Raw genomic sequence first — 21697 nt, 5'->3', positions numbered from 1 at the left:
CACCCCGTCCCCCAGTCCCTCTCCCACTCCCCAAATCACCCCCACTCCTTCCCCCAGTCCCCCCGGAGGAACACAAACGGAGAACAGCAATAATGCTCAAGGGTTGGATGAACGAGATCCCTTTGCTAACTTTCCCAACTATTGTGACAGTTTCCCCTGTCAACGGGGCGCTTTAAATCTCCTCTCAGCAGAATTTGAACAAGGGGCATTTCACACCTCAGACCCACTGGAAAACGTGGCGAACTGGTATCAAAAAAACATTACCAAAGCGGGCTTTAATGAACCGCAAAAAATGCCCCAAAGTTCGGGCATGGTGGAAATTTATCAGGTGTCAAAGGGCAATAGTCAGGCGCGTTTTTTACATTTACTGAAGATTGAAGATAAAACCGTGATTTTGCTCCTGTCTCAACCCATTGCAGAGACAGAACTCGCCCGTTTAAGAAATTTAGAAAATCTCTCCCCAGAAGAAAGCGAATTTGAACAGATTTTTCTGGCGTTGCAACAGGAATTAAGTTTGGAAAGTTTCCAAGAGTCTGATTTAGTAGACCCTAGTTTAGGGTCTGGGCAAACCTTAAGGGGACGTTTGCCGGAGTCAAGCAGTCTTTCCCCAGAGGCTTTTCAACAACGGGTGATTGCTCGTTTAAAAGCCAGAAATTTTGTTGAGAAAGAGGTTTCCAATGATTTTAAACAGGACGGTGTATATTACATAGAAAAGGGAAATTCGGTCTGGCAGGTAGTATTTACTCCGGTGAAGGCTGGGAGTCAAACTAGGTTTGGGGTGATGAGTTCTAATGTGTCCTTGTTTTTTGGAAATTAGGAAATAACTGTTTTTGCCCCACCAGTTTCGGTGTTTTATATTAATCTAATCAGGTTCGTTGTTGCGCTTCAGCGCGCCTTTTGTAGGTCTAAAGCCCCAAAACCAGCTAGGATTATATTGTTGGGTTTCGCGCTCCGCTGCACCCAACCTACAGGCCCCACTTTGGTAGAAGCTTACGAACAAGCCTTTAACGCCCTCTGATTACCTCTCATCGGTCTGCTCCAACGCCCTGTTAGCTTGCGTCTGAGGAGCAAGTGCTTGGTTCTGCTGCGTCACCCTAATTAAAAAACGCAGAGCTTCATTCACTGCATCGGCACTGGGAAACATCTCAGCAACATCCGGATCTAGACGCACTGTTGTTGTGCCAAAACTCTTTCGTCCTGATCCTAATCTTCTGACTCTCAGGCTCTTCAAGTCGTATTCAGTCCGTAGATCATCTTCCATTTCTGACTTATCCCTTTTCATAAGCTTCTCGTTCAGTTCGTGTGACCTCTCTTGCGCTGATAAGGCGAATTGAATCCCCTTTTTCAGTGTAGGAAACAATCAACAATCGCCCTCGAATTGACTGTCCAACAATGAGGTATCGCTCCTCATTCTCAGAGTGATCTGGATCGTAGAAGTCAACATAGAGAGGATCATCAAAAACTGTTTTTGCTTCCTCAAATGAAACTTTATGCTTCGATAGATTGCGTTCTGCTTTGTTTTCATCCCAGTCAAACTGCATAAAGCTATTGTGCTGTTATATTAATCTAATCACGTTCGTTGTTGCGCTTCAGCGCGCCTTTTGCAGGTCTAAAGCCCCAAAACGAGCTAGGATTATATTGTTGGGTTTCGCGCTCCGCTGCACCCAACCTACAGGCTTATTCAGCAAGCTCTAACTAGATTTACTTTTGCGCTCTAATTGATTCACCTGTCGCATTAATTGCAGCCAGACTAAAGTTCCCATTCCTATACTCAGGGGAGTTGCGATAATGTAGGCTGTTTTGGGGCTAATCGCTAACACTTGTAAACTGGTTGCTAAAAAAAGACAAACTCCTCCAACAACACCCAAAAATGGTAAAAAAAGGGGGATGCCTCGCAGTTGATCTAAAATTTTGGTCGAGCGAGTTTTTGACCATTTTTTTAATAATTGTTTTAACCCTTGAAAAAAGGCAAAACCACACACAATTCCTACAAATAAACCAAAAAATAGTAGAACAAATGGAGGGCTAGAAAAGTCTGTCATTTGCGTTAGAACACCAAGGTTAATTTATTTTTATCCTATAGCATAACATGAACGGAATACTCTGAACTAACTGGCGGAAACCATCATCAGTAATCAGAAAAGAAAACAATTCACACTTTACTGTTTTTTCCAAAGAAAGCGGATTTGAGATTCAGATTCATGCTTTTGGGTGATGCAGTGGGCAACTCCTAATGAAACAATTTAAGGAGGAGTCCTATTGGATTCTACGGCTTCTTTTTGTAGTTCATTTGCTCTAACTTGTCCAGATGGGGCATTTATCGCTAAAATTAAATAGATATTACAAAAATTCACAAATTTTTATATACCCAAAATATACAGTTCACCTTTACTAATTGAGGAGAAGCAGTGAGTCAAGACAGGAACATCACAGGTCAACCCGACCCAGAGTTCGGGGCGATGGAGGTATCATCTTCTGAGCCTTCTGCACCCATCAAGGGCGGATTGGAAAGTGCTTTAAGTAAAAGTGCTTTGAATAAACATCAAGGCAAAACCCTACTATTAGGGATTGGGATTGGGATCTCCTTGGCTGTCTTTGGGATTCAGATACTTGTACCGAAGGCAGAAGAGCCTGCCACGGCACAGGAAACCACCCAAACAGAGCCGAGTGGTTCGAGCCAAACCGTTACGACGGCGAGAGTGGAACAGACGGTGGTGGAACGGACTCTAGAAGCGACGGGGACAGTGCAGGCGCAAGAACTGATTCCGGTCTTTTCAGAGGCGACGGGGTTAAAAATTGCCCGTTTGTTGGTGGATGAAGGAAGTATGGTTCAACAGGGTCAATTGATGGCGGTGTTGGAAAGTTCGGTGCTAGAGGCGCAACTGGTGCAAGCTCAGGCTTCTGTGACTCAGGCTGAGGCTAGGGTGGCGGAGTTGCGGGCGGGGGCGCGGAGTGAGGAACTAGCTCGGGCGCGGGAAGCGGTGCGCAGTGCGGAGGCGGGCGTAGCCCAAGCCCAGTCGAATTATGATTTAATCGCCAAGCGGGTGGAGAGTAACCAGAAATTGGTGGATGAGGGTGCGATCGCCCGGGACCGTTTTGATGAGCTACTGAATCAGAAACAGGTGGCTTTAACCAATATTCAACAAGCCCAAGCCAGTCGGGAAGATGCCAAAGCCCGGTTACAAGAATTAAGTCGGGGGCCGCGGCCGGAGGTCATTTCCCAAGCTGAAGCCCAACTGTCTCAAGCCAAGGGACAAGTCCAATTGATTCGCGCTCAATTGAATAATACCCGGGTGGTGGCTCCCCGGAGTGGGCAGGTGTTGCGCCGCAATGCCAGTGTGGGGAATTTAACCTCCTCATCCCAAGAATTATTCCAAATCGTTGAGAATGGTCGCTTAGAGGTTCAATTCAGGGTACCGGAAACCCAACTGTCCCAAATTCAGCCGGGGCAAGCCGTGGAAATTATGGCCGAGAATCAATCGGGAATTAATGTGGTGGGGCGAGTGCGAGAAATTGAACCCTCAGTGAATGAAGATTCACGCCAAGCGATGGTTCGGGTGGATTTACCCAGTTCTGAGGGCTTAAAACCGGGGATGTTCCTACGGGGTCGAATTGTTGTTGCCTCAACGTCTGGGATTACAGTCCCTTCGGGAGCCGTGTTACCCCAACCTGATGGTAGCGGTCGGGTGTTTATCCTACAAGGGGATAATACGGTACAGGCTCAACGGGTAGAGATGGGAGAGTTATTGGGTGACAATCGGGTGGAAATTCTCTCAGGCTTACAAGTAGGGCAGGAAGTAGCGGTTAAAGGAGTTCCTTACTTGAAAGATGGCGATCGCATTACTGTCCGTAATAACTAGGGCTTGCTGAGAAAGTCCCCTTGTTGGGGAGTTGGAAATAAGAACTAATTCCCTATTCCCTATTCTCTTGTTACCTCTAGCGTCCGGTTTTATTCAGCAAGCCTTAACTAGAAAAAACTATGTCCTTTCACGTCTCCTCCTGGTCGATTAAAAACCCCGTTGCCACCGTGGTGATGTTCCTCACCCTAGGGATTGTGGGCTTCTTCTCCTTCCTCGGTTTGGGTATTGATCAACAGCCCAATATTGATATTCCCACCATTCAAGTTTCCGTCACCCAGCCCGGAGCCGGACCAGTGGAACTTGAAACCCAAGTCACCCGGAAGGTGGAAGATGCCATTGCGGGTCTAGCCGATGTGGATGATATTATCTCCAACATTAGCGAGGGAGTTTCTAACACCACCGTTCAATTCACCCTGGGGGTAGAGAGCAATCAAGCGACTAATGATGTGCGGAATGCGATCGCCCAAATTCGCGCCGACCTGCCCCAAGATATTAACGAGCCGATTGTTCAGAAATTGGAATTTGCTGGCGGGGCGATTATGACCTATACCCTCTCCTCCGATCAGCGTTCCGTCGAAGAGTTGAGTAACTTTGTCGATCAAGATATTAGCCGCGCCCTCTCCTCCGTCCCCGGAATTGCCCAAATTGAACGCATTGGTGGGGTCGATCGGGAAGTGCGGGTTAACCTCGAATCCAAACGCCTCCAAGCCTACGGCATTACCGCCACCGCCGTGAATGACCAAATCCGTAGCTTAAACCTTGACCTGCCCGGTGGCCGTTCCGAAGTAGGGGGCAGTGAACAGAACATCCGCACCCTCGGCAGCGCCCAAACCGTCGCCCAGTTGCGACAATATCCCATTGTCCTGCCCGATGGTTCGACGGTTGCCTTGGGAAGTTTAGGCACCGTCGAAGATGGGTCTTCAGACCCCCGACAAATGGCTTTATTGAATGGGGAGTCCGTCGTCACCTTTTCCATTCGCCGCAGCACAGGCAGCACCTTAGTCACCGTCGAAGAACAAACCCGCAAGGCGATCGCAGAACTCCAAAAAACCCTGCCAGCCGATATGCGCATTGACCTGATCTTCACCCGGGCTACGGCGATTCGGGACTCCTATAAATCCACCATGGACGCGGTGATTATCGGCTCCATCCTAACTGTAATCACTGTGGGTCTATTCCTGCGCGATTGGCGCATGACCCTAATCACCGCCCTCGCCCTTCCCCTCTCCATCATTCCCACCTTTGCCGTCATGGGAATGTTGAACTATACCCTCAACGGCATGACCTTGTTAGCGCTAGCCCTAGCCATGGGGAACTTAGTCGATGATGCCATCTGTATGATTGAAAACATCGACCAACACTTACAAATGGGCAAAACCCCCCTAAGAGCCGCTTGGGACGGGGCGCGGGAAATTGGGTTAGCCGTCATTACCACCACCGCCACCATTGTGGCCGTATTCCTCCCCGTGGCCTTTATGGGGGGCATTCCGGGGCAGTTTTTCCAGCCCTTTGGGGTAACAGTAGCCGTAGCGACCATGTTCTCTACCCTCGTCGCCACCACCATGACCCCCATGTTGAGCGCCTACCTGCTCAAACCCAAAACCAACCCCTCCAAATTTGTTAAAAACCCCCCCCAAGACCGGGAAACCCTGCACCTGCAAGAATGGCGAGAAGAACTCCAAGAAGCCTACAATCCCCAACCTCATCGCAAACGCCAACCCTACCGGGGCGCGCTGACTTGGGCGCTGCGCCATCGTATCGCTACATTATTAATGGCGATCGCCTTCTTCATCGGCAGTCTCCAACTCATTCCCTACATCCCCCAAGGCCTCTTTGATAGCGGCGATATCGGCCTAAGTACCGTTAACGTCAGTTTGCCCCCCGGTTCCACCCTACGAGACACAGAAACCGTCCTGCGAGAAGTAGATCAAGTCCTCCAAGACCATCCCGCCGTCGCCAACGTCTTGGCCAGTGCCTCCGCGCCAGACTCTGCTAGTGTTTTTGTCAACCTGATCCCCCGTTCAGAACGCATCCATCAACGGGACTTTGAACAAGAAATGCGCTCCGTCTTCCAAACCATTCCGGGAGCGCGCATTTCCTTCCAAAGTGGGGGCGCAGGAGGCAGCAGCAAAGACCTCAGCCTAATTCTCAAAAGTCAAAACCCCGAAAGTTTAGCCGAAGTCGCCGACCGTCTGGAAAACGAAATGCGCCAACTTCCGGGCCTAGTGGAAGTCAGTTCCAGCGCCAGCTTAGTCCGGCCTGAATTAGTCATCCAGCCCGACCTTCAACGGGCGGCCGACCTTGGGGTATCTGTGCAGGCCATCGCCCGAACAGCCTCCCTCGCCTTAATTGGGGACAATGAGTCCAATCTAGCTAAATTTAACCTTCCCGACCGTCAAATCCCCATCCGCGTCCAAATAGACCCCGTAGAGCGGCAAAATATTGACACCATCCGCAATCTACAAGTCCCAGCCTCCGGGGGGCGTTTAGTTCCCCTCTCCTCCGTCGCCACCATTCGCCTAGGCAGTGGTCCGGCGGAAATTCAGCGTTATGACCGCTACCGTCAGGTGTCCCTGGAAGCGAACCTAGAAGGGATTGCCTTGGGGAATGCGGTGCAAGCGGTGCGCGCTTTACCCACTATGACATCTCTCCCCCCAGATGTGTTTGAGGAACCCTCTGGGGATGCGGAAATTATGCGGGATATCTTCGCCCGTTTTGCCTCAGCCTTGGGGTTAGCGATTCTCTCCATTTACGTCATTTTGGTCTTGTTGTACAACAATTTCCTCTATCCCTTCGCCATCCTAGCCGCCCTTCCCCTGTCCATTGGGGGGGCTTTACTGGGTTTATTGGTCATGCAGAAGGAGTTAGGGTTATTTGCTCTGATTGGGATTGTCTTGCTCATGGGCTTAGTCACCAAAAACGCCATTTTGTTGGTGGACTGTACTCTAGCTAACATGGCGGAAGGCAACCCTCGCCGACAAGCCATTATTGACGCGGGGATGTCCCGTCTCCGTCCGATTATTATGACTTCTATTTCCACCGTGGCGGGGATGTTGCCCATTGCCTTAGAATTCGGGGCAGATGGGGAGGTGCGGAGTCCTATGGCGATCGCTGTTATTGGCGGATTTACTACCTCTACCCTCCTCACCCTGATTGTGGTTCCCGTTTTGTTCACCTATGTGGATAGTGTGGTGCAGGGAATCGGCAAAATCTTCCGTCGGGAAAATGTTCCTCAAGAGGAGTATTTAGAGATAAACCATTGACCCTGATTCATCTGTGGTTTGTCCACCACAGGAGCGATCGCCCCATCTTCAATTTGGACATTAATCCCATGACGATTATGCAACGGCTTCCCCTCCGCAAAGCCCTCGTGGGTTTATTTGTTGGACAAATTCTAGTCGCTGTTGGCCTGGTGGGCTACCTCTCCTTTCGCAATGGCCAATCTGCCACGAACCACCTAGCCGCCAAACTGCAAATGGAAACCACACAGCGAGTTCAAGATCGCCTCAATCAGTTTTTAGCAACCCCCCAGCAGGTGGCGGCGATGAGTTACCAAGCAGCCCAATGGGAACAGCTTGACCGAAGCCACCTATCTTCAGTTGCGCGATCGCTACCGTTTTGAGGCAAGGGGGCAGGTTGAGATTAAGGGCAAGGGAAAACTGAACACCTACTGGCTAATGGAAAAACTGCCCGAGCCTGTGCCGGGTGGCGAAGCTATACCGTGAGGGCTTGAAGGGAATAGGGGGGTGTCGGGGAATTGATAATTGATAATTGATATCGGTCAATCCTACTCAATCTCAATGGGGGTAGGGGGTGCATCTCCGGGGGATTGGGGAGTTAGGGGCTGGCGAAATTCGGCATAAAGGCGATCGCGCCAAGCAAAGAAAGGAGCATAGGCACTATTATCCGCCAACTCAGGAATCCCCTTCCCTTTCAAGTGTTCCGGGATATCTAGATAATTCCCATCGGGGAACTTTAACACCATACTTAACCCAGCTACGGTAAAATCGGCCAGAGAGGGCGTATTCCCCACTAAATAGGGTTGACTCTCCAAAATCAAACACAAGGCCTCTAAATCCTGTTTTAGCCCCGTCACAGCCTCTTTTACTGAATCTCCTCCTAAACCTACACCAGACCCTAACACATCAAGCAAATCCCCCGGAATTGCCCCGACTAAATTTTTCAGGAAATCTGGCACCTCTTTCGGCAATATAGAGGTTCTGAAATTCTGATTTTTATTCAAAGCCCCAATTAAAGCCTTGCGTCCTTTTAAACCAATGGACTCATCAGCCCATTCCTCCATCATCAAACAAAACCCCTTCGCCCTAGGATTAGAAGGTAATAGGGGCTTTTCAGGATATTTGCGTTCTAAATAAAACGCAATGTCCGTTGAGTCTCCAATATAGGTATCCCCATCCTTCAAAACCGGAACTTGCCGATGTCCTGACTTTTGAAATAAGTCCAATTGTCCTACACCGGGAGTCACTTCTACTTTCCGGTAGTCTAACCCTTTGTAATCGAGAATAAAGCGGACTTTCTCGGAATATTGGGATAACTCAAATTGATATAACTCCAGCATGACAAATTTTCCTTAAACGATGGGTTACAGATACAGGGTACAAGGTTTTCCTGCTTCGCGTCATGACGGTTTACCCCTTTCCCCCCCTCGCTCTAACTCTCCCAATACCTCAAGGGGTTTTTCGACCAAACTCTCCCGAATCCCTTCTCTCCAATAGGAAGCGGGGGATTGTTGAGCATTGGGGGAACGATTGAGCAACAAGAAGGGAATACTTAACACCCCTAACCCCATGACCAATCCTGCCGTTAGCCATACCATGAGGGGATTAGGGGTATACTGGCCCGTTTCAATTTGCTCACTGATGCGACCGTAGTTCCAGAGGGCTAAGGGAATGAGGACTAAACCTGTAAGAATAAACCCCAGACCCAAGATCTCCGAGGTGCCTAAAGCACTCATGGAAACGGACTCGGGATTATTCAGGTATTGACTTTGACGGAGAAACAGGCCAAAACGTGCGATCGCCAAACCAATCCCAATCATCGCCAAAGCTGTGCGAATCCAAGCTAAAAACGTGCGTTCATTGGCCTGATGTTCTCGTTGGCGATCAATGGGAGGTTTTCCTGTCATTTTCCATTACTTTGTAGCTACTAATTAACTTCACCTAAACTAGGATTAGGTTTTATCAATTTTTTACGAGACAAAAATATGCAACCCTTCAAAGTTTCTCATAGTCAGCATTCTGGATCAACCCGTTCACTATGGGCAAGGATGACCACCCTTGCCACAATACTAGCGACTTCATCACTGTTTGGGTGTAATTTAGGCATGGCTCAAGAAAGTTTCAGTCAAGGAGAAATTAGGTCATGCCCTAGTCGATATTTTAGAATTACCTATTACTGGAAAAGAAGAGGATGTGGTGGATGAATTTGCCGCCATTATGCTGTTGCGTGGAGGAGAGCAAGAAATTGAAGCTGTTTTTTCCGCCATGTATCAATTTGAGGTAGATGCGCAAGAAGCTGAAGAACTAGAGGATGAAATCTCCTATTGGGGTGTCCATTCTTTGGACTTACAACGTTTCTATAATCTAGCCTGTTTTGTTTATGGCAGTGACCCCGAAGAATATGCCTACTTTATTGAGGAAGAATACTTACCCGAAGAGCGTGCAGAAGTGTGCGAATATGAATACGCTCAAAAAGAGAGAAGTTGGGATATTTTGTTAGGGGATTATTATAAATAAAGCCCCAAACCATCAATTCAAAGGGGTAAAAAGTTTTTACCCCTTTGGCTCAAAAACCGTCACTTAGTCAGGAAAAACCCCCGGTGTAACTTGTAACTGCATGGTGCGTCTTTGACGGAGAATTGTCACCGCCAACGGTTGTCCAATGACACTGCGTTCCACTTGCTGCTGAACATCTACAGCCGTAGCCACGGCCACCCCACCCACTTGTAGGATGACATCTCCCGCTTGGAATCCCGCTTGAGCCGCCGGGGAGTTCTGAATCACCTCCATAATGACAACTCCTTCATCTACGCTGACATTAAAGGTGTTTTTACTATTCTCATTGATTTCCTTGCGCCGTTCAGCGTTCAGGGTAATCATTTGAATCCCTAAATAGGGGTGATCGGCCTTGCCCTTACTAAATAACTGATTCGCAATTCGTTGGGCGGTTTCGACAGGAATGGCAAAACCTAAACCTTGGGCATTGGCTCGGATGGCTGTGTTCATGCCAATGACTTCCCCTTGAGCATTTAACAAAGGGCCGCCAGAGTTGCCGGGATTAATCGCCGCATCGGTTTGGATAAAACGAACGCGCTTATCGGGAACTCCCACTTGACTACTGGAACGGTCGAGAGCGCTGATAATGCCCACCGTAACGGTATTATCTAGACCCAAAGGATTGCCAATGGCGATCGCCCATTCCCCCGGAATCAAGGTTTCAGAATTCCCCAACTGCACCGTCGGCAAGTTTTCCGCCTCAATTTTCACCACCGCAATATCCGTAACATTATCCGCCCCAATCACCCGCCCCTCTAAAATACGACCATCTTTCAGGGTGACACGGACCAAATCCGAACCTTCCACCACATGAGCATTAGTAATTAAACGCCCATCGGAACTCAGAATAAATCCAGAACCCGTCCCCCGTTCTACCGGAGTTCTCGGTTCAGGTACATCATTGCCAAAAAAGCGACGGAAAAACGGCGAATCCCCAAAAGAATCCACTGATTGACTCGCCGTTGAACGCATCGCATCAATGCGAACCACTGCGGGCCCAACTTTCTGCACTGCCTCGGCAATAAAGTTAATATTAGCTGGATTGGGGTTTGCTGCTGGGGAAGGAGTAATCGACAAGGGCTGTACGGCAGCAGGAACGACCTCTGGCGTTGGCGTGACTGCACGGGGTCGCCCAGAAAGAAGATACTGATGCCCGACAAAACCCACACCTCCACCAATAAATAGCAAACTAATATACACACCCAGTTGCTTTAGTGGAATAGTCATCGAAAAATACAATTTAGGCTTACCATTCCCATTGTACTGTTAACCTTTTGAGCTACGGCAATTTTGCCAGATTATTTCCCATTTCCTAAAAGGTTGTAGTACCATGCTGGTGACATCCTCCCGATACTGATAAGTCCCCCATCCCAGCTACTGCTTCGGATACTCGCTGGTTCTGTCTTCTGAAAGGCTTCTAAGTCTCCAGTATAAAAGCCATTCAGTCAAGGGTGAACCTCTAAACAGTAGGTCTAACGCCAGATTAAGCCCCAATACATAGAGACTAATTGAAAACCTGAGTCCGGGTGACTTCTACCGAATTGTCCACAGTTTTGATTTTCAATTCTAATAGTCAGTCATTGCCATGAAAAAATTTCGTTTGATCACGCACTCCACAGCCGCCTTATGTTTGGTGGGACTACACACCCAAGTAGCCCAAGCCTCAACTGGGACGATGGTTTGGCAACCTGATGAGGAAGGGGGGGGAGATATCCCGGTTGGGTACCAGACAGAAGACCGGGCAACTCAAAGCCTACCGACCACTCAACCGACTACCCTTGTCCCCCTGTCCCCAGCTGCCTCCTATACCCCCATTGAGAAAGACCCCTATATTCGGGCGGCCATTGACCCCGGTAGTTCCTCCCTTTCCCCCGCAGAATTGCAACAACTCACAGCCGAGGATGTGATTCGGGATGGTCGCAGTTTTGCCGAACTGATTAACCCCTCCTCCGAACAAATAGCTGCTAAAACCACAGGATTAACACCGGAAGAACAGGCCTGGGTAGAAGCAGACCGCCAAGCCCGGATAAGTGCCGCCCCAGTGGAATCGGCTCCCGTTGCAACGAGGGAAGCGACCCCTCGCCCTTCCTCAGAACCGCCTATGTTAGCGGAACTAGAAGCCGACTTACAACGGATTCGTACCCAAGTAGCCCAGTTGTCCACAGAAACCCTAGACCCAGCCCCAGTGATTCGCAGTGACTTTGTGCCGGACTCGTTGCCGGAGAACGTTTTCTCAAAACGGGACTTAGGGACTACCGTTCCAGACCTGAACGAGACAGACTTTCAAACCTTTGCCGGAGCGCTTGGCTGGACGGAAGCGACGGAGAGTTTCGCTCAGATTGATCTCAGTTTCTTAAAAACTGACTTATTCAGCCAAGATTTAACCCAAATGGCCGTCGAGAGTTTTAGTCGCCATCTGTGGCAAGAGGAGAAAAATCCCTTGGTTCGGGAATTATTGAGTTTTGAGGCAGGGGTTAAAGTCTCGCCCTTGGCACTTCAGGCGGACTGGTGGACTGAGATGGCCGGGGATGTGGATGACCTATTAAAGGGTTGGGATATGGCGCTGAATCCGGTTTTAGGGTTGGAGGTGAACCCAGTTTTCGGGGAGGTGGATTGGGTTTTAGAATCGACCTTTGACCTGTTCTCTGTCCAGCCTGCATTAGGACAACTGGGGGATTTCTCGACCCGAGGCGGCTCTCTCATTGCTCAAAACCGTCTCGGCCGCTATGGGCAATGAGTTAATGTGGGCTGGGAATCTGTCCACCCTCTAAAATTGAGAAACCGGGTTTCTGCTAAGATGTTGCCCAACAGCGAGGGCAGGGAAGCAACCCGGTTTCTAGCGGCGGCTACTCTCTCAAAAAGGTTGGAACTATCTAGCTAGATGACCATTTGGCAAGCGGATTTTTATAAGCTACCTAGGGATAATGCCCCAGTTCCCCGGTGGGAGTTGGTGGTCTGTGATGAGCAGGGGAGTATCATCACCACAGCCACCTGTCCTCAAACTGAGGCCTCTGTTCCCTGGTTAATAGAGACTTTAAGCCCCTTACTGGATGAAGCGCCGCCCCAAAAAATCCAAGTGTTCCGTCCCCAGTCTCTGGCCTTAATGGAACCGACGGCCCAACGGTTACAGATTCCCCTAGAAGCCACTCGTAAAACTACGGCTCTGAAGCGGGTTTTAGCCCAACGGCGGGGGGGTGACGTGAGTTTAGAGCAACCCCCACCCCAGCCCCTCCCGGGGGCGTTGTGGGGGGAGAATTGGCGGTTTGCGAGTCTTCCGGCTGGGGATTTGTTGGCGGTGTTTTGCGATCGCCCCCTTCCCATTCTCCAGATACCTGATGGCCTAGATCCCTTGGCGTTAGGACTCCCTTCCACTGCCCCCATTCCGGGCATAATCATCGAGGGAGGACGGCGCTCCATGATGTTAGCCCGTTGGTTGGAAGAGGTGCAACCCGTCGCGGTGAATTATGTCGCCACAGAAGCAGGAGTTTCCGGGGGATTGGTCTTAGAAGCTGGGTTAGTCGATCGTTGGATTTTAGTCACCTTTGAAGATAGGGAGGTAGCGGCGGCGGCGGAACTCTACCAACAGCGTCTAGTCTCTAGTCAGGGGGTACATTTCCTGCTGGTGCAACCGGATAATACTGGCATCACTTACACTGGGTTCTGGGTGTTATCCCACCCAATCACAGACCGTGCTGGGAGAATCCCCGAAGGGAGCGAATGATGGGTCAAGAAATAGAACGGAAGTATTTAGTAAAAGGAGAGAGTTGGCGAGTCGGAAGCCAAGGAGAGGTTTATTGTCAAGGTTATATCACCCGTGAACCCCAGCGCACGGTACGGGTTAGAATTGTGGGAGAGCAGGGCTATTTGACCATTAAAGGGGCTACTCAAGGCATTACTCGCTGTGAGTTTGAGTATCCTATCCCCCTAGCGGATGCTCGCGCTTTGTTGGACTTATGCGATCGCCCTTTCATTGAAAAAACCCGCTATAAATTACAGATCGGGGATTTTCTCTGGGAAATTGACGAGTTTCACGGGGAAAATCAAGGGCTAATCCTAGCAGAGGTTGAATTACCCGACGAAAACACCTTTGTTCCCCTGCCGGATTGGGTGGGGGAAGAAGTTTCCCAAGATGGGAGATACTACAATGCCAATTTAGTCAAGTTTCCTTACAAGCAATGGTTTTAGGGCTTGCTGAATAACTCTACTCGTGGGGCTAGGGAATTGATAATTGATAATTGACAATTGATAATTGATAATTATTCCCGACTCTCCCTCTCTCCCCTGCTCCCCTGCTCCCCTGCTCCCCTGCTCCCCTGCTCTTGGGATTAGAGCCTTAGCCCCTAATCATTGTGTCACCCCATTAACCACAGGGCGAATACGCTGACTGCCCCCAAAGGGATCCGGAGTCCCAATCCAGTTAAAGTCACCAATCCGAATCTGAAAAGAACCCACAGCCAACGTGGGGTTATAGCGCAACATTAAACTATAGGTGCGACGACTATATTCTAGAGAGAAATCCGTACTAATTTCTTGCCCGGTGTCCAAATTGACCGAGGACTGCACCCCCAAACGGAAGGGGCCGTAAATCTGCTGCACAATGCCAAAGGAAAGGGTTCGTTGGTCAGCAATGCGGTCAAATAAGAAGGGAGATTGATTGGTAAAGGCTGATTGAGAATAACTGACATTAAACCCTGTGTAGTCAAAGAAAGGACGGGAAAAATGCCCCACTTGCCCTTGTAAACCAACAGTACCACTGAGGGACTCTTGACTGTCCCCATTGCTGTATAAACTGGCTACTCCCGTGACACTGGTGGAGAGTTGGAGATAGGGCTGAACTGGGGTTCCAGTATAGCGTAGTCCTTCTTCTGGTGTGGGGGGTAAGGCTTCCCCTTGCCAGAGCATAAAACTCCGACTCAGTAAGGCGGCGGTTTGATAGCGGGTGAGGGTGACGCGGTTGTTTTCCCGCACAGGAGCCAGTAAATCCGCTCGGTCGGTATCGGCGTTGATGATTTGAATGGCCCCTTGATAGGTTAAGTTAATCCCTGTGTCCCCTAAAACGTAGACAGGAGAGGTTAAAACAGCCCCGAGGTTACTTTGTACGGTTTGGAAGCCTAGAGAACCGTTAAACAGTTGATCCCGATAGCTATATTCTAGGGCGAGGGTGTGGGGCTTGTTAATATCCCCAATCAGATGATTTAAGCGCGCACTGGCGCGAAAACGGTTTTGATAGTTTTCGAGGTCTAAACCCGTTAAACTGGCGTTGCCTCGGAATTTGGTGCGTTTGCCTAGGTCGGCGGTGAGGGCACTTCTGACCCCAAACACAGAGGGATCTAAAAAGCCTTCTTCAAAAATGGCGCGTTGAAGATAGTATTCTGGGCTAACTTGCCAGAGGACGGTGGGGGTTTTAACGATGGTAAAGGTGCGGGTGAGGTAAAAGCCGCCTCGTTCCGCTCCATCAATGCCAAAGGTAAATAGACCTTCTCCCCGATCATCGGGACGGCGATCAATGAGGATGCGGTCGAGGAAGATGGGTAGGGTAAAGCCTTGATCAAAAACGAGACGGGAGCGACTGGTGAGTAGTTCGTCTTGAAATTCGTTGAGGCGGTTCAAGCGGGCGGTGTCTGCCCGAACTTCTAACTCAGGGGGGGAAAAGGGGTCGTTGGTGATGCGAATATTGGTGGCTCGCCATCCTTGGGAGTCAAATTCTACAAAGTCGGCTTCAAAGCGCAGACGGTTGACTTGTCCACTGCCACCGGGGACGGGGACGGATTGGACAATAGTATCAGGGGTGGGGTTAATGTTGCTGGTGCTACCGACACGAATTCCCCCGATGACGAAGGTGTATCCGGTGCTGGTGGTGATGCGTTGGAGGGGTTGCTGGGCTTGGATGCGATCGCTCAAAGGCCGTTCCGGTACAATCGCCGCCGCTTCGGCCGGGGAGAGTTGAAAGTCTAAATCCCGCCCCGAGGTGGGTTGATAGATTTCCCCTCGGGCTTGACGAATAATTCCCTGATCCTGCACTAACTGATACTCAAACTGTTCCCCCCGCAACACTTGATCTCCTCGTCGCAGGGCTACATTCCCCTCGGCATAAACCACCCGATTGGGCAAACTCACCCGCACCCGGTCGGCCGTGAGAACAGCCCGGGAGAAGCGCAGAGTAACGTTACCGTTGGCAAAAATGACTTTTTGGTTGTCGTTGTAGGTTTGGCGGTCTGCATTGACCTCTAAGATGCCTCTGGGGTCAGGAGTGGCGGGGGGTGGAGGGGCAACGGCTGGCGGGGGGGAAGCGGGAGCTATTTCTTCGTCAGCTTCGGTTTCTCGTATTCGGTCTCGGGGTTGTCGTCTGGGGGTGGGGGGAAATTCGGGGGCGACATCCTCCACGGCATCATCAAGCCCTTCATCAAAGGGGAGATCATCGGTGGTCTGGGGGGCGTTGAATTCGTACTCAATCACCTCACCCTCCTGATCTTGAATGCGCAGATGGGTCGGGTCAACGTCTTGAATCGAATCGAAACGGGGATCGCCCTCTTCTGACCATTGGAGGGGTACCGGCTGCTCAAAAACGATGGTCGGGGAGGGGGTTTCCGCTACAGGGGACGGGTTTTGGGGGAGTCGGGGAACTTGACGGTCTGGGGGCAGGGCAAAGGTGACTTGAGGGGGGCGACTCGTCCGGGTAATAGCCTCCCCGAGGACTTCTGAGGAGTTATGGGTTTCCGGGTCGAAGCGGTCGGGAGGGGAGGGGACGGCAGTATGGAGGGGAGAAACGGGGGAAGTCAGTTCATCGCTGCTTTCCACGGGGCGGTCGGTCGCGGCTACGGGGAGCGAGGCGACGGTGAGATCAGGGCTAGCGGGTAGATTAGAAAGGAACATTAACCCAACAGAATCATAAGTGTCCAAGGCATGGGATTCTGGATGGGTTTGCAGAGGGAGATGTTCCCCAGTGGTCACTTGACTGAGGTGGGAGAGGGGGGGGAAGGGCTGCCAACGGTCTGATTGCGGCTGGGGTGGAACGGTGAAGGAAACCTTAGTTATTGGCTTCTGCGTTAGGGGAGAACAATTTATAACAATGTCCTGACCCATGCCCTGACAAGGAATCTGAGGGCTTGCCTCCTGAGATGGGGCCAGGGACTGGGAGACAATTTGGATGGGCGGGATAGAAGGCGGTATCACAAATTGAGGCATTTGTCAAGATTTACAAGCTGTCAAAATTTAGAGACAGAGGGGGAGGAGTAGAGTAGGCAATCCTGACTTGAGCCACAGCTTCGGAGTTTTGGGGGGTGGGGCAAGGTCTAACTTGCCCCTAGAGGGCGCGGTTGGCCAGATTTGGCGGTTTAATTTTTAAGGCGCGGGGGCTTTTCTCTCCCATCTTATGGGTTTCCCATAAGATGGGTTATGGACGGGAGCATTCCCGCGCTATCCTTCTGGTAAAAATTAGGCTGACCCAAGGCTGATATTATTCCAAATCGCGACGACTCGGACTCCGAGAGGGGTCATTGGAGAGAAAACCGAAAACGAACAAACTGACAAAGAAGGCCACCACTAAATAAACAACAATTTTGAGGGTTAGCATTTATTAATCTCCTAAAATTAAATTGGGATTGCGGTCTGGCGTGGGAATTCCCCAAGGCTAAGGCCTGACAATATTTACAAATGTTATCATAATCTAACATCCTGTCGGCAGGTTAGGATAAAAAGAACATTGGTTATTTAGCCTATGCTTTCGGTAACGCCCTTTCTCTATCTATGTTGACCCCAAACCAGCGCGATCGCGCCATTGTTAAGCAGGGACTCACCTCAGAACAAGTTGAACTCAATCGTCAGAAATACGGACGCAATGTCTTAACCCCCCCAAAACGGGATCCGTGGTGGGTCTTGTTTTTGGAGAAGTTCGCTGACCCGGTAATTCGCATTCTCATGATTGCGGCCATTATTGCTTTGGTCGTTGGCGGATTTCAAGGGGAATATGTGGAAGGCCTAGGGATTATTATGGCTATTTTCTTAGCCACGACCTTGGCCTTTATCAATGAGTACCGTGCTAATCAAGCCTTTGCCATCCTCAATCAATATGTGGATGATGTCCAGGTGCGGGTAATGCGGGATGGACGTTTCACGACCATTCCTCGCAAGGATTTAGTGGTGGGGGATGTGGTCTATGTGGAACAGGGGGAAGAAATTCCGGCCGATGGGGAACTGTTAGAAACGGTGTCTTTGTTGATTGATGAATCGAAGATTACCGGAGAATCGGAAACCATCCAGAAAATGACGCGCCAGGACGCGGAAGAACAAGGGGTCCATGAGGACACTTACCCGATATTTAATGTATACCGCAGTACCATTGTGGATCAGGGCAATGGTCTGTTTGCTGTGTCTGCCGTGGGAGATCAAACGGAAATCGGTCAACTGGCTACGGCGGTGGCTACGGTGGAATCGGGGGATGAAACGCCCCTCAATCAACAGTTAGAAAAACTCAGCCAGTTAATTGGTTTGGTGGGTTTATCTTTTGCCACGCTGATTTTTAGCGCTCTCCTGCTGCGCGGCCTGTTGACTCGTGAATTACTCCTCACGGCCCCTCAAGGCTATTTTCTGGGGGTTTTAATCCTCAGTGTGGTGGTGTTTTTGACTCCGGTTTGGGGGCCGGTAGTGTCCGATGGCTTAGGTTTAATTGATGAGTCTTGGGAGTTACCCCCTTGGCTGACGGAAGATGGCCTCAAGGCTTGGCTCAAAAGTTTGTTGTTGGGCTTGGCCGTTGCAGGGGTAGGGGTGGCCATTGGCTTACTGTTGGATTTCTTACCTACGCTGAAAGAGGGCTGGCTGACGACGGAGGTCAGTAGTTCTCTGTTGCAATACTTTATGGTGGCCGTGACGATTATTGTGGTGGCGGTGCCGGAAGGATTGCCCATGAGTGTCACCCTGTCTCTAGCCTATAGCATGAAGAAGATGGCCGCGTCTAATAATTTGGTGCGGCGGATGCACGCCTGTGAAACGATTGGGGCGGCTACGGTGATCTGTTCCGATAAAACGGGAACGTTGACCCGCAATAAAATGATGATCCATGAGGTGAATTTCCCTAGTCTTCACAGTACGAAGTTCACGGATTTGGAGTTTAATCGCAGTTTGATTGCGGAGGCCATTGCTGGGAACAGTACGGCGGACTTGGATCTGTTGGCAGATGGGCAAGTGGAGGCCATTGGCAACGCGACAGAAGGGGCCTTGCTGTTGTGGTTGGATCACGAAAAGCTGGATTATATGGATTATCGCCGAGGTTTTCATATCCATTTTCGGATGTCTTTCTCGGCCCAAAATAAATGGATGGCGACCTTGGGGCGCTCTGGGGTGACGCGGAAGGATATTCTCCATCTTAAAGGGGCCCCGGAAGTGATTTTAGAACGCTGTTCCCATATCCTGACGGAATATGGGGTTTTCCCCTTACACAATAAGGAACCGATTTTGGCGGCGATTACGACCTATCAAAAACGAGGAATGCGCATTCTCAGTTTTGCTTATCAAGATTTGCCCGATAATTTAGTAGAGTTTGACCTAGAGAATATGGGGCATTATCTCAATTGGCTGGGCTTTGTGGCCATTGAAGATCCCCTACGCGCAGAAGTTCCCCAAGCTATCCAAGCTTGTCGCAAGGCGGGAATTCAGGTCAAGGTGGTGACTGGAGATGGGGCGGAAACGGCTCAGGAAATTGCCCGTCAAATTGGACTCTGTGAGGATGAAAGCACTTGGCAAATGGGCTGTTTAACGGGGCCAGAATTTCGCCAGATGCCGGATGAGGAGGCGAGGGAACGGGTGAAGTCTTTAAAGGTGCTATCCCGTGCGGTACCGTTGGATAAGTTGCGTTTGGTGAAACTGTTGCAAGAACAAGGAGAAGTGGTGGGTGTGACGGGGGATGGCACCAACGACGCGGCCGCCCTGAAACAGGCGAAGGTGGGGCTAGCTATGGGGAGTGGAACGGCGATCGCGAAGGAAGCCAGTGATATTATTTTGTTGGATGATTCCTTTCAAAGTATCGTCAATGCCATTATCTGGGGGCGATCGCTTTATGAGAATATTCAACGCTTTATTCTGTTCCAACTCACGATTAATGTGGTGGCTTTGGGGATTGCTTTATTAGGCCCGTTTATCGGCGTTTCCCTTCCCCTGACGGTGACTCAAATGTTATGGGTCAATTTGATTATGGATACCTTTGCCGCCCTAGCACTGGCCACAGAACCGCCTCATGATAGTGTTTTGGACTATCCTCCCCGTCCCCGAGATGCTTTTATTATTTCCGGTAAGATGGGCTGGAATATTTGTATCAGTGGGGTGGTTTTCTTGATCTTTTTGGTGGGCTTTCTGCTCTATCTCCAACGGGATCATCTGATGACGGATTATGAACTGTCGATCTTTTTTGCGGTGTTTGTGATGTTGCAGTTTTGGAACTTGTTTAATGCCCGGTGTTTGGGGCTGAAACAGTCGGCTTTTAACAAGTTAAATGAAAATTGGAGTTTTGTGGCGATCGCAACTACTATTTTAGTCGGGCAGGTGGTGATCATTCAATTTGGCGGGGAAGTCTTCCGCACGGTTCCCCTCTCCCTAGAAGATTGGTCTTGGATTATTGGCGGAACTTCAGTGATTCTCTGGATTGGCGAAATCTGGCGTTTTGCCCAACGATTAAGGGAAAGTCGAGACTCCTAGGGTGCAGGATCCATCCATTCCCCATTCCCTATCCCCCCATTGATTCAGGTCACATCCTGCTAAAATGGGATCGGGGAGTGCTTTGAGAAATCCCGCTTAACAAAAGCCCTAACAGTAGGGCTTAATCGCTGTATCTGAGGACTGGTTATTGTGTCATTGATTATTGGTGGCTTGCTCATTTTGTGTGCCTATTTGTTGGGGTCAATTCCCACCGGGTATTTATTAGCGCGCTGGCTGAAAGGGATTGATATTCGCGAACAAGGTTCCGGATCAACTGGGGCCACCAATGTTTTACGCCACGTCGGGAAAAAAGCCGCCCTAGCTGTCTTATTGATTGATCTGCTCAAAGGGGCGCTGGCTATTGCCTTAGTTCATCTCCTCTATACCCTCCCCAGTCTGGCCTCAGAATTGCCCCTGACGGCGAAACCTTGGTTAATTACCCTCGCGGGCATCATCGCCATTATTGGTCACAGTAAATCAGTCTGGTTAGGTTTTCAGGGGGGCAAGTCCGTAGCGTCGAGTTTAGGAGTTTTGCTGGTGATGAATCCTTGGGTGGCGCTGGGTACTTTAGCCGTATTCGCCCTTGTCCTAGGCATCTGGCGGATTGTGTCCTTGGGGTCCATTTGTGGTGCGATCGCCGTTAATCTCCTCATGCTCCTCCTCGGCCAACCCCTCCCCTTCTGTCTCTTCGCTGCAATGGCCGGCCTCTACGTCATCATCCGTCACCGCAGTAACATTGAGCGTATTCTCGACGGAACAGAACCCACCATCGGCAATAAATTGCAACAGAAAACTGTGGACAGTTGATCATTTAACTTTGGGTCTTAACGGGTCAAGATTACTCAAGGTTTTACCGCCCCAGCGCGACAATCCCGCAACCACAAAGCCACCGCCTGACCCATAATGCCCTCATGACTCTCCCGAGGGGGTGTAGGATCCTTCTGAGAAGTCGTCCCCAAACGAGTGAGCAACGTCGCCACCCGCCACCCACTCGGGGTTTTCGTCAAAAATAACCAGTAAAAATTCTGACGCTCCACCATCCGATCCCGATAGTATTGCCGTTCTAACGTCGTGAAAAAGACCTGTTGGGGGTCTGCCGTAGGGGGAGGAGGCGGTTGTCCGAAGCCCAAACTGAGGGGGTCAAACTCGGGGCGACCTGCCAAAACAACCGACGTGCGGCTATCCTGACCCGACAAAATCCGTGAACGACTGATTACCCGGTTAGCATAACTGGGTAAATCCCGTAACATCAACTCCACCAAAGGTTCAAGCTCCGTTGGGCAACGATAACGGGCTGGTTGAGCGACTCCCGGAGAAGCCCCAGCCCAGATCGTGAGCCACAGCACAGTCAAACCC

Annotated in this window: 19 protein-coding genes and 1 pseudogene; 11 read left to right on the top strand and 9 right to left on the bottom strand. The window is 50.3% G+C overall.

The genetic code is table 11. From position 1 onward, the window contains the following. A pseudogene (locus K4A83_RS09020) lies at positions 1–817 on the top strand (hypothetical protein); the annotation flags it as partial. A 201-nt stretch (positions 818–1018) separates the two neighbouring features. Here K4A83_RS09020 and K4A83_RS23125 read toward each other — a convergent pair. The 3 genes from K4A83_RS23125 to K4A83_RS09010 all read right to left on the bottom strand — a co-directional run bounded on the left by K4A83_RS23125 (position 1019) and on the right by K4A83_RS09010 (position 2042). Continuing rightward, positions 1019–1282 carry a hypothetical protein gene (locus tag K4A83_RS23125; protein WP_407809966.1) on the bottom strand — a complete coding sequence of 88 codons (264 nt, stop codon included), beginning with the start codon at positions 1280–1282 and terminating at the stop codon, positions 1019–1021. Continuing rightward, positions 1269–1541 (bottom strand): BrnT family toxin, encoded by a 273-nt coding sequence (locus K4A83_RS09015; RefSeq protein WP_265264165.1) that lies wholly within the window; start codon positions 1539–1541, stop codon positions 1269–1271. Before K4A83_RS09015 ends, K4A83_RS23125 begins: the two co-directional genes overlap by 14 nt. Positions 1542–1691: 150 nt before the next feature. Beyond that, positions 1692–2042 carry a hypothetical protein gene (locus tag K4A83_RS09010; RefSeq protein WP_265264164.1) on the bottom strand — a complete coding sequence of 117 codons (351 nt, stop codon included), beginning with the start codon at positions 2040–2042 and terminating at the stop codon, positions 1692–1694. A gap of 366 nt (positions 2043–2408) precedes the next feature. On the opposite strand from K4A83_RS09010, the gene K4A83_RS09005 reads away from it, so the two are divergent. From K4A83_RS09005 to K4A83_RS08990, 4 genes are all read left to right on the top strand, one after another. After that, positions 2409–3860 (top strand): efflux RND transporter periplasmic adaptor subunit, encoded by a 1452-nt coding sequence (locus K4A83_RS09005; protein WP_265264163.1) that lies wholly within the window; start codon positions 2409–2411, stop codon positions 3858–3860. A 119-nt stretch (positions 3861–3979) separates the two neighbouring features. Beyond that, positions 3980–7123: an efflux RND transporter permease subunit gene (locus tag K4A83_RS09000; protein ID WP_265264162.1), complete on the top strand. Its 3144-nt coding sequence runs from the start codon at positions 3980–3982 to the stop codon at positions 7121–7123. Next, positions 7120–7482, top strand: a complete 363-nt coding sequence (locus K4A83_RS08995; protein ID WP_265264161.1) for a hypothetical protein — start codon at positions 7120–7122, stop codon at positions 7480–7482. Before K4A83_RS09000 ends, K4A83_RS08995 begins: the two co-directional genes overlap by 4 nt. Next, complete coding sequence (locus K4A83_RS08990) at positions 7436–7585, top strand: adenylate/guanylate cyclase domain-containing protein (protein ID WP_265264160.1); 150 nt, start codon at positions 7436–7438, stop codon at positions 7583–7585. Before K4A83_RS08995 ends, K4A83_RS08990 begins: the two co-directional genes overlap by 47 nt. Before the next feature lie 62 nt (positions 7586–7647). Here K4A83_RS08990 and K4A83_RS08985 read toward each other — a convergent pair whose 3' ends face one another. Then, a complete protein-coding gene (locus K4A83_RS08985; RefSeq protein ID WP_265264159.1) occupies positions 7648–8439 on the bottom strand; it encodes a glutathione S-transferase family protein in 792 nt (263 codons plus the stop codon). A 60-nt stretch (positions 8440–8499) separates the two neighbouring features. Further along, positions 8500–9006: a YidH family protein gene (locus K4A83_RS08980; RefSeq protein ID WP_265264158.1), complete on the bottom strand. Its 507-nt coding sequence runs from the start codon at positions 9004–9006 to the stop codon at positions 8500–8502. 286 nt (positions 9007–9292) lie between these two features. Here K4A83_RS08980 and K4A83_RS08975 point away from each other — a divergent pair, with 286 nt between their 5' ends. After that, positions 9293–9616: a DUF4344 domain-containing metallopeptidase gene (locus tag K4A83_RS08975; protein ID WP_265264157.1), complete on the top strand. Its 324-nt coding sequence runs from the start codon at positions 9293–9295 to the stop codon at positions 9614–9616. 63 nt (positions 9617–9679) lie between these two features. Here the strand turns inward: K4A83_RS08975 and K4A83_RS08970 are convergent, their stop codons facing one another. Continuing rightward, a complete protein-coding gene (locus tag K4A83_RS08970; RefSeq protein ID WP_265264156.1) occupies positions 9680–10882 on the bottom strand; it encodes an HhoA/HhoB/HtrA family serine endopeptidase in 1203 nt (400 codons plus the stop codon). Between the two features lie 358 nt (positions 10883–11240). Here K4A83_RS08970 and K4A83_RS08965 point away from each other — a divergent pair, with 358 nt between their 5' ends. From K4A83_RS08965 to K4A83_RS08955, 3 genes are all read left to right on the top strand, one after another. Continuing rightward, positions 11241–12392 (top strand): hypothetical protein, encoded by a 1152-nt coding sequence (locus tag K4A83_RS08965; RefSeq protein WP_265264154.1) that lies wholly within the window; start codon positions 11241–11243, stop codon positions 12390–12392. 144 nt (positions 12393–12536) lie between these two features. Further along, a complete protein-coding gene (locus K4A83_RS08960; RefSeq protein ID WP_265264153.1) occupies positions 12537–13376 on the top strand; it encodes a Tab2/Atab2 family RNA-binding protein in 840 nt (279 codons plus the stop codon). Continuing rightward, the gene (locus K4A83_RS08955) at positions 13376–13840 is read left to right on the top strand and encodes a CYTH domain-containing protein (protein WP_407809969.1); all 465 of its coding nucleotides are present in this window, start codon (positions 13376–13378) and stop codon (positions 13838–13840) included. Before K4A83_RS08960 ends, K4A83_RS08955 begins: the two co-directional genes overlap by 1 nt. 159 nt (positions 13841–13999) lie before the next feature. Here K4A83_RS08955 and K4A83_RS08950 read toward each other — a convergent pair whose 3' ends face one another. After that, on the bottom strand, positions 14000–16738 hold the full coding sequence (locus K4A83_RS08950) for a DUF3769 domain-containing protein (protein WP_265264151.1): 2739 nt from the start codon (positions 16736–16738) through the stop codon (positions 14000–14002). Positions 16739–17111: 373 nt separating this feature from the next. Continuing rightward, complete coding sequence (locus tag K4A83_RS08945; protein WP_265264150.1) at positions 17112–17228, bottom strand: photosystem II reaction center protein I; 117 nt, start codon at positions 17226–17228, stop codon at positions 17112–17114. Between the two features lie 173 nt (positions 17229–17401). Between K4A83_RS08945 and K4A83_RS08940 the strand changes: the two genes are divergently transcribed. Both K4A83_RS08940 and plsY read left to right on the top strand, forming a co-directional pair. Further along, complete coding sequence (locus K4A83_RS08940) at positions 17402–20341, top strand: calcium-translocating P-type ATPase, PMCA-type (RefSeq protein WP_265264149.1); 2940 nt, start codon at positions 17402–17404, stop codon at positions 20339–20341. Positions 20342–20491: 150 nt separating this feature from the next. Further along, positions 20492–21148: a glycerol-3-phosphate 1-O-acyltransferase PlsY gene (gene plsY / locus K4A83_RS08935; protein WP_265264148.1), complete on the top strand. Its 657-nt coding sequence runs from the start codon at positions 20492–20494 to the stop codon at positions 21146–21148. 35 nt (positions 21149–21183) lie between these two features. Here the strand turns inward: plsY and K4A83_RS08930 are convergent, their stop codons facing one another. Then, the gene (locus tag K4A83_RS08930; RefSeq protein ID WP_265264147.1) at positions 21184–21687 is read right to left on the bottom strand and encodes a hypothetical protein; all 504 of its coding nucleotides are present in this window, start codon (positions 21685–21687) and stop codon (positions 21184–21186) included. Positions 21688–21697: the final 10 nt, after the last annotated feature.

This window comes from Spirulina subsalsa FACHB-351 (assembly GCF_026130165.1).
Classification (GTDB): Bacteria; Cyanobacteriota; Cyanobacteriia; order Cyanobacteriales; family Spirulinaceae; genus Spirulina_A; species Spirulina_A subsalsa_A.
The sequence above is the reverse complement of the archived record's forward strand: the minus strand, read 5'-3'. Positions and strand labels throughout refer to the sequence as shown.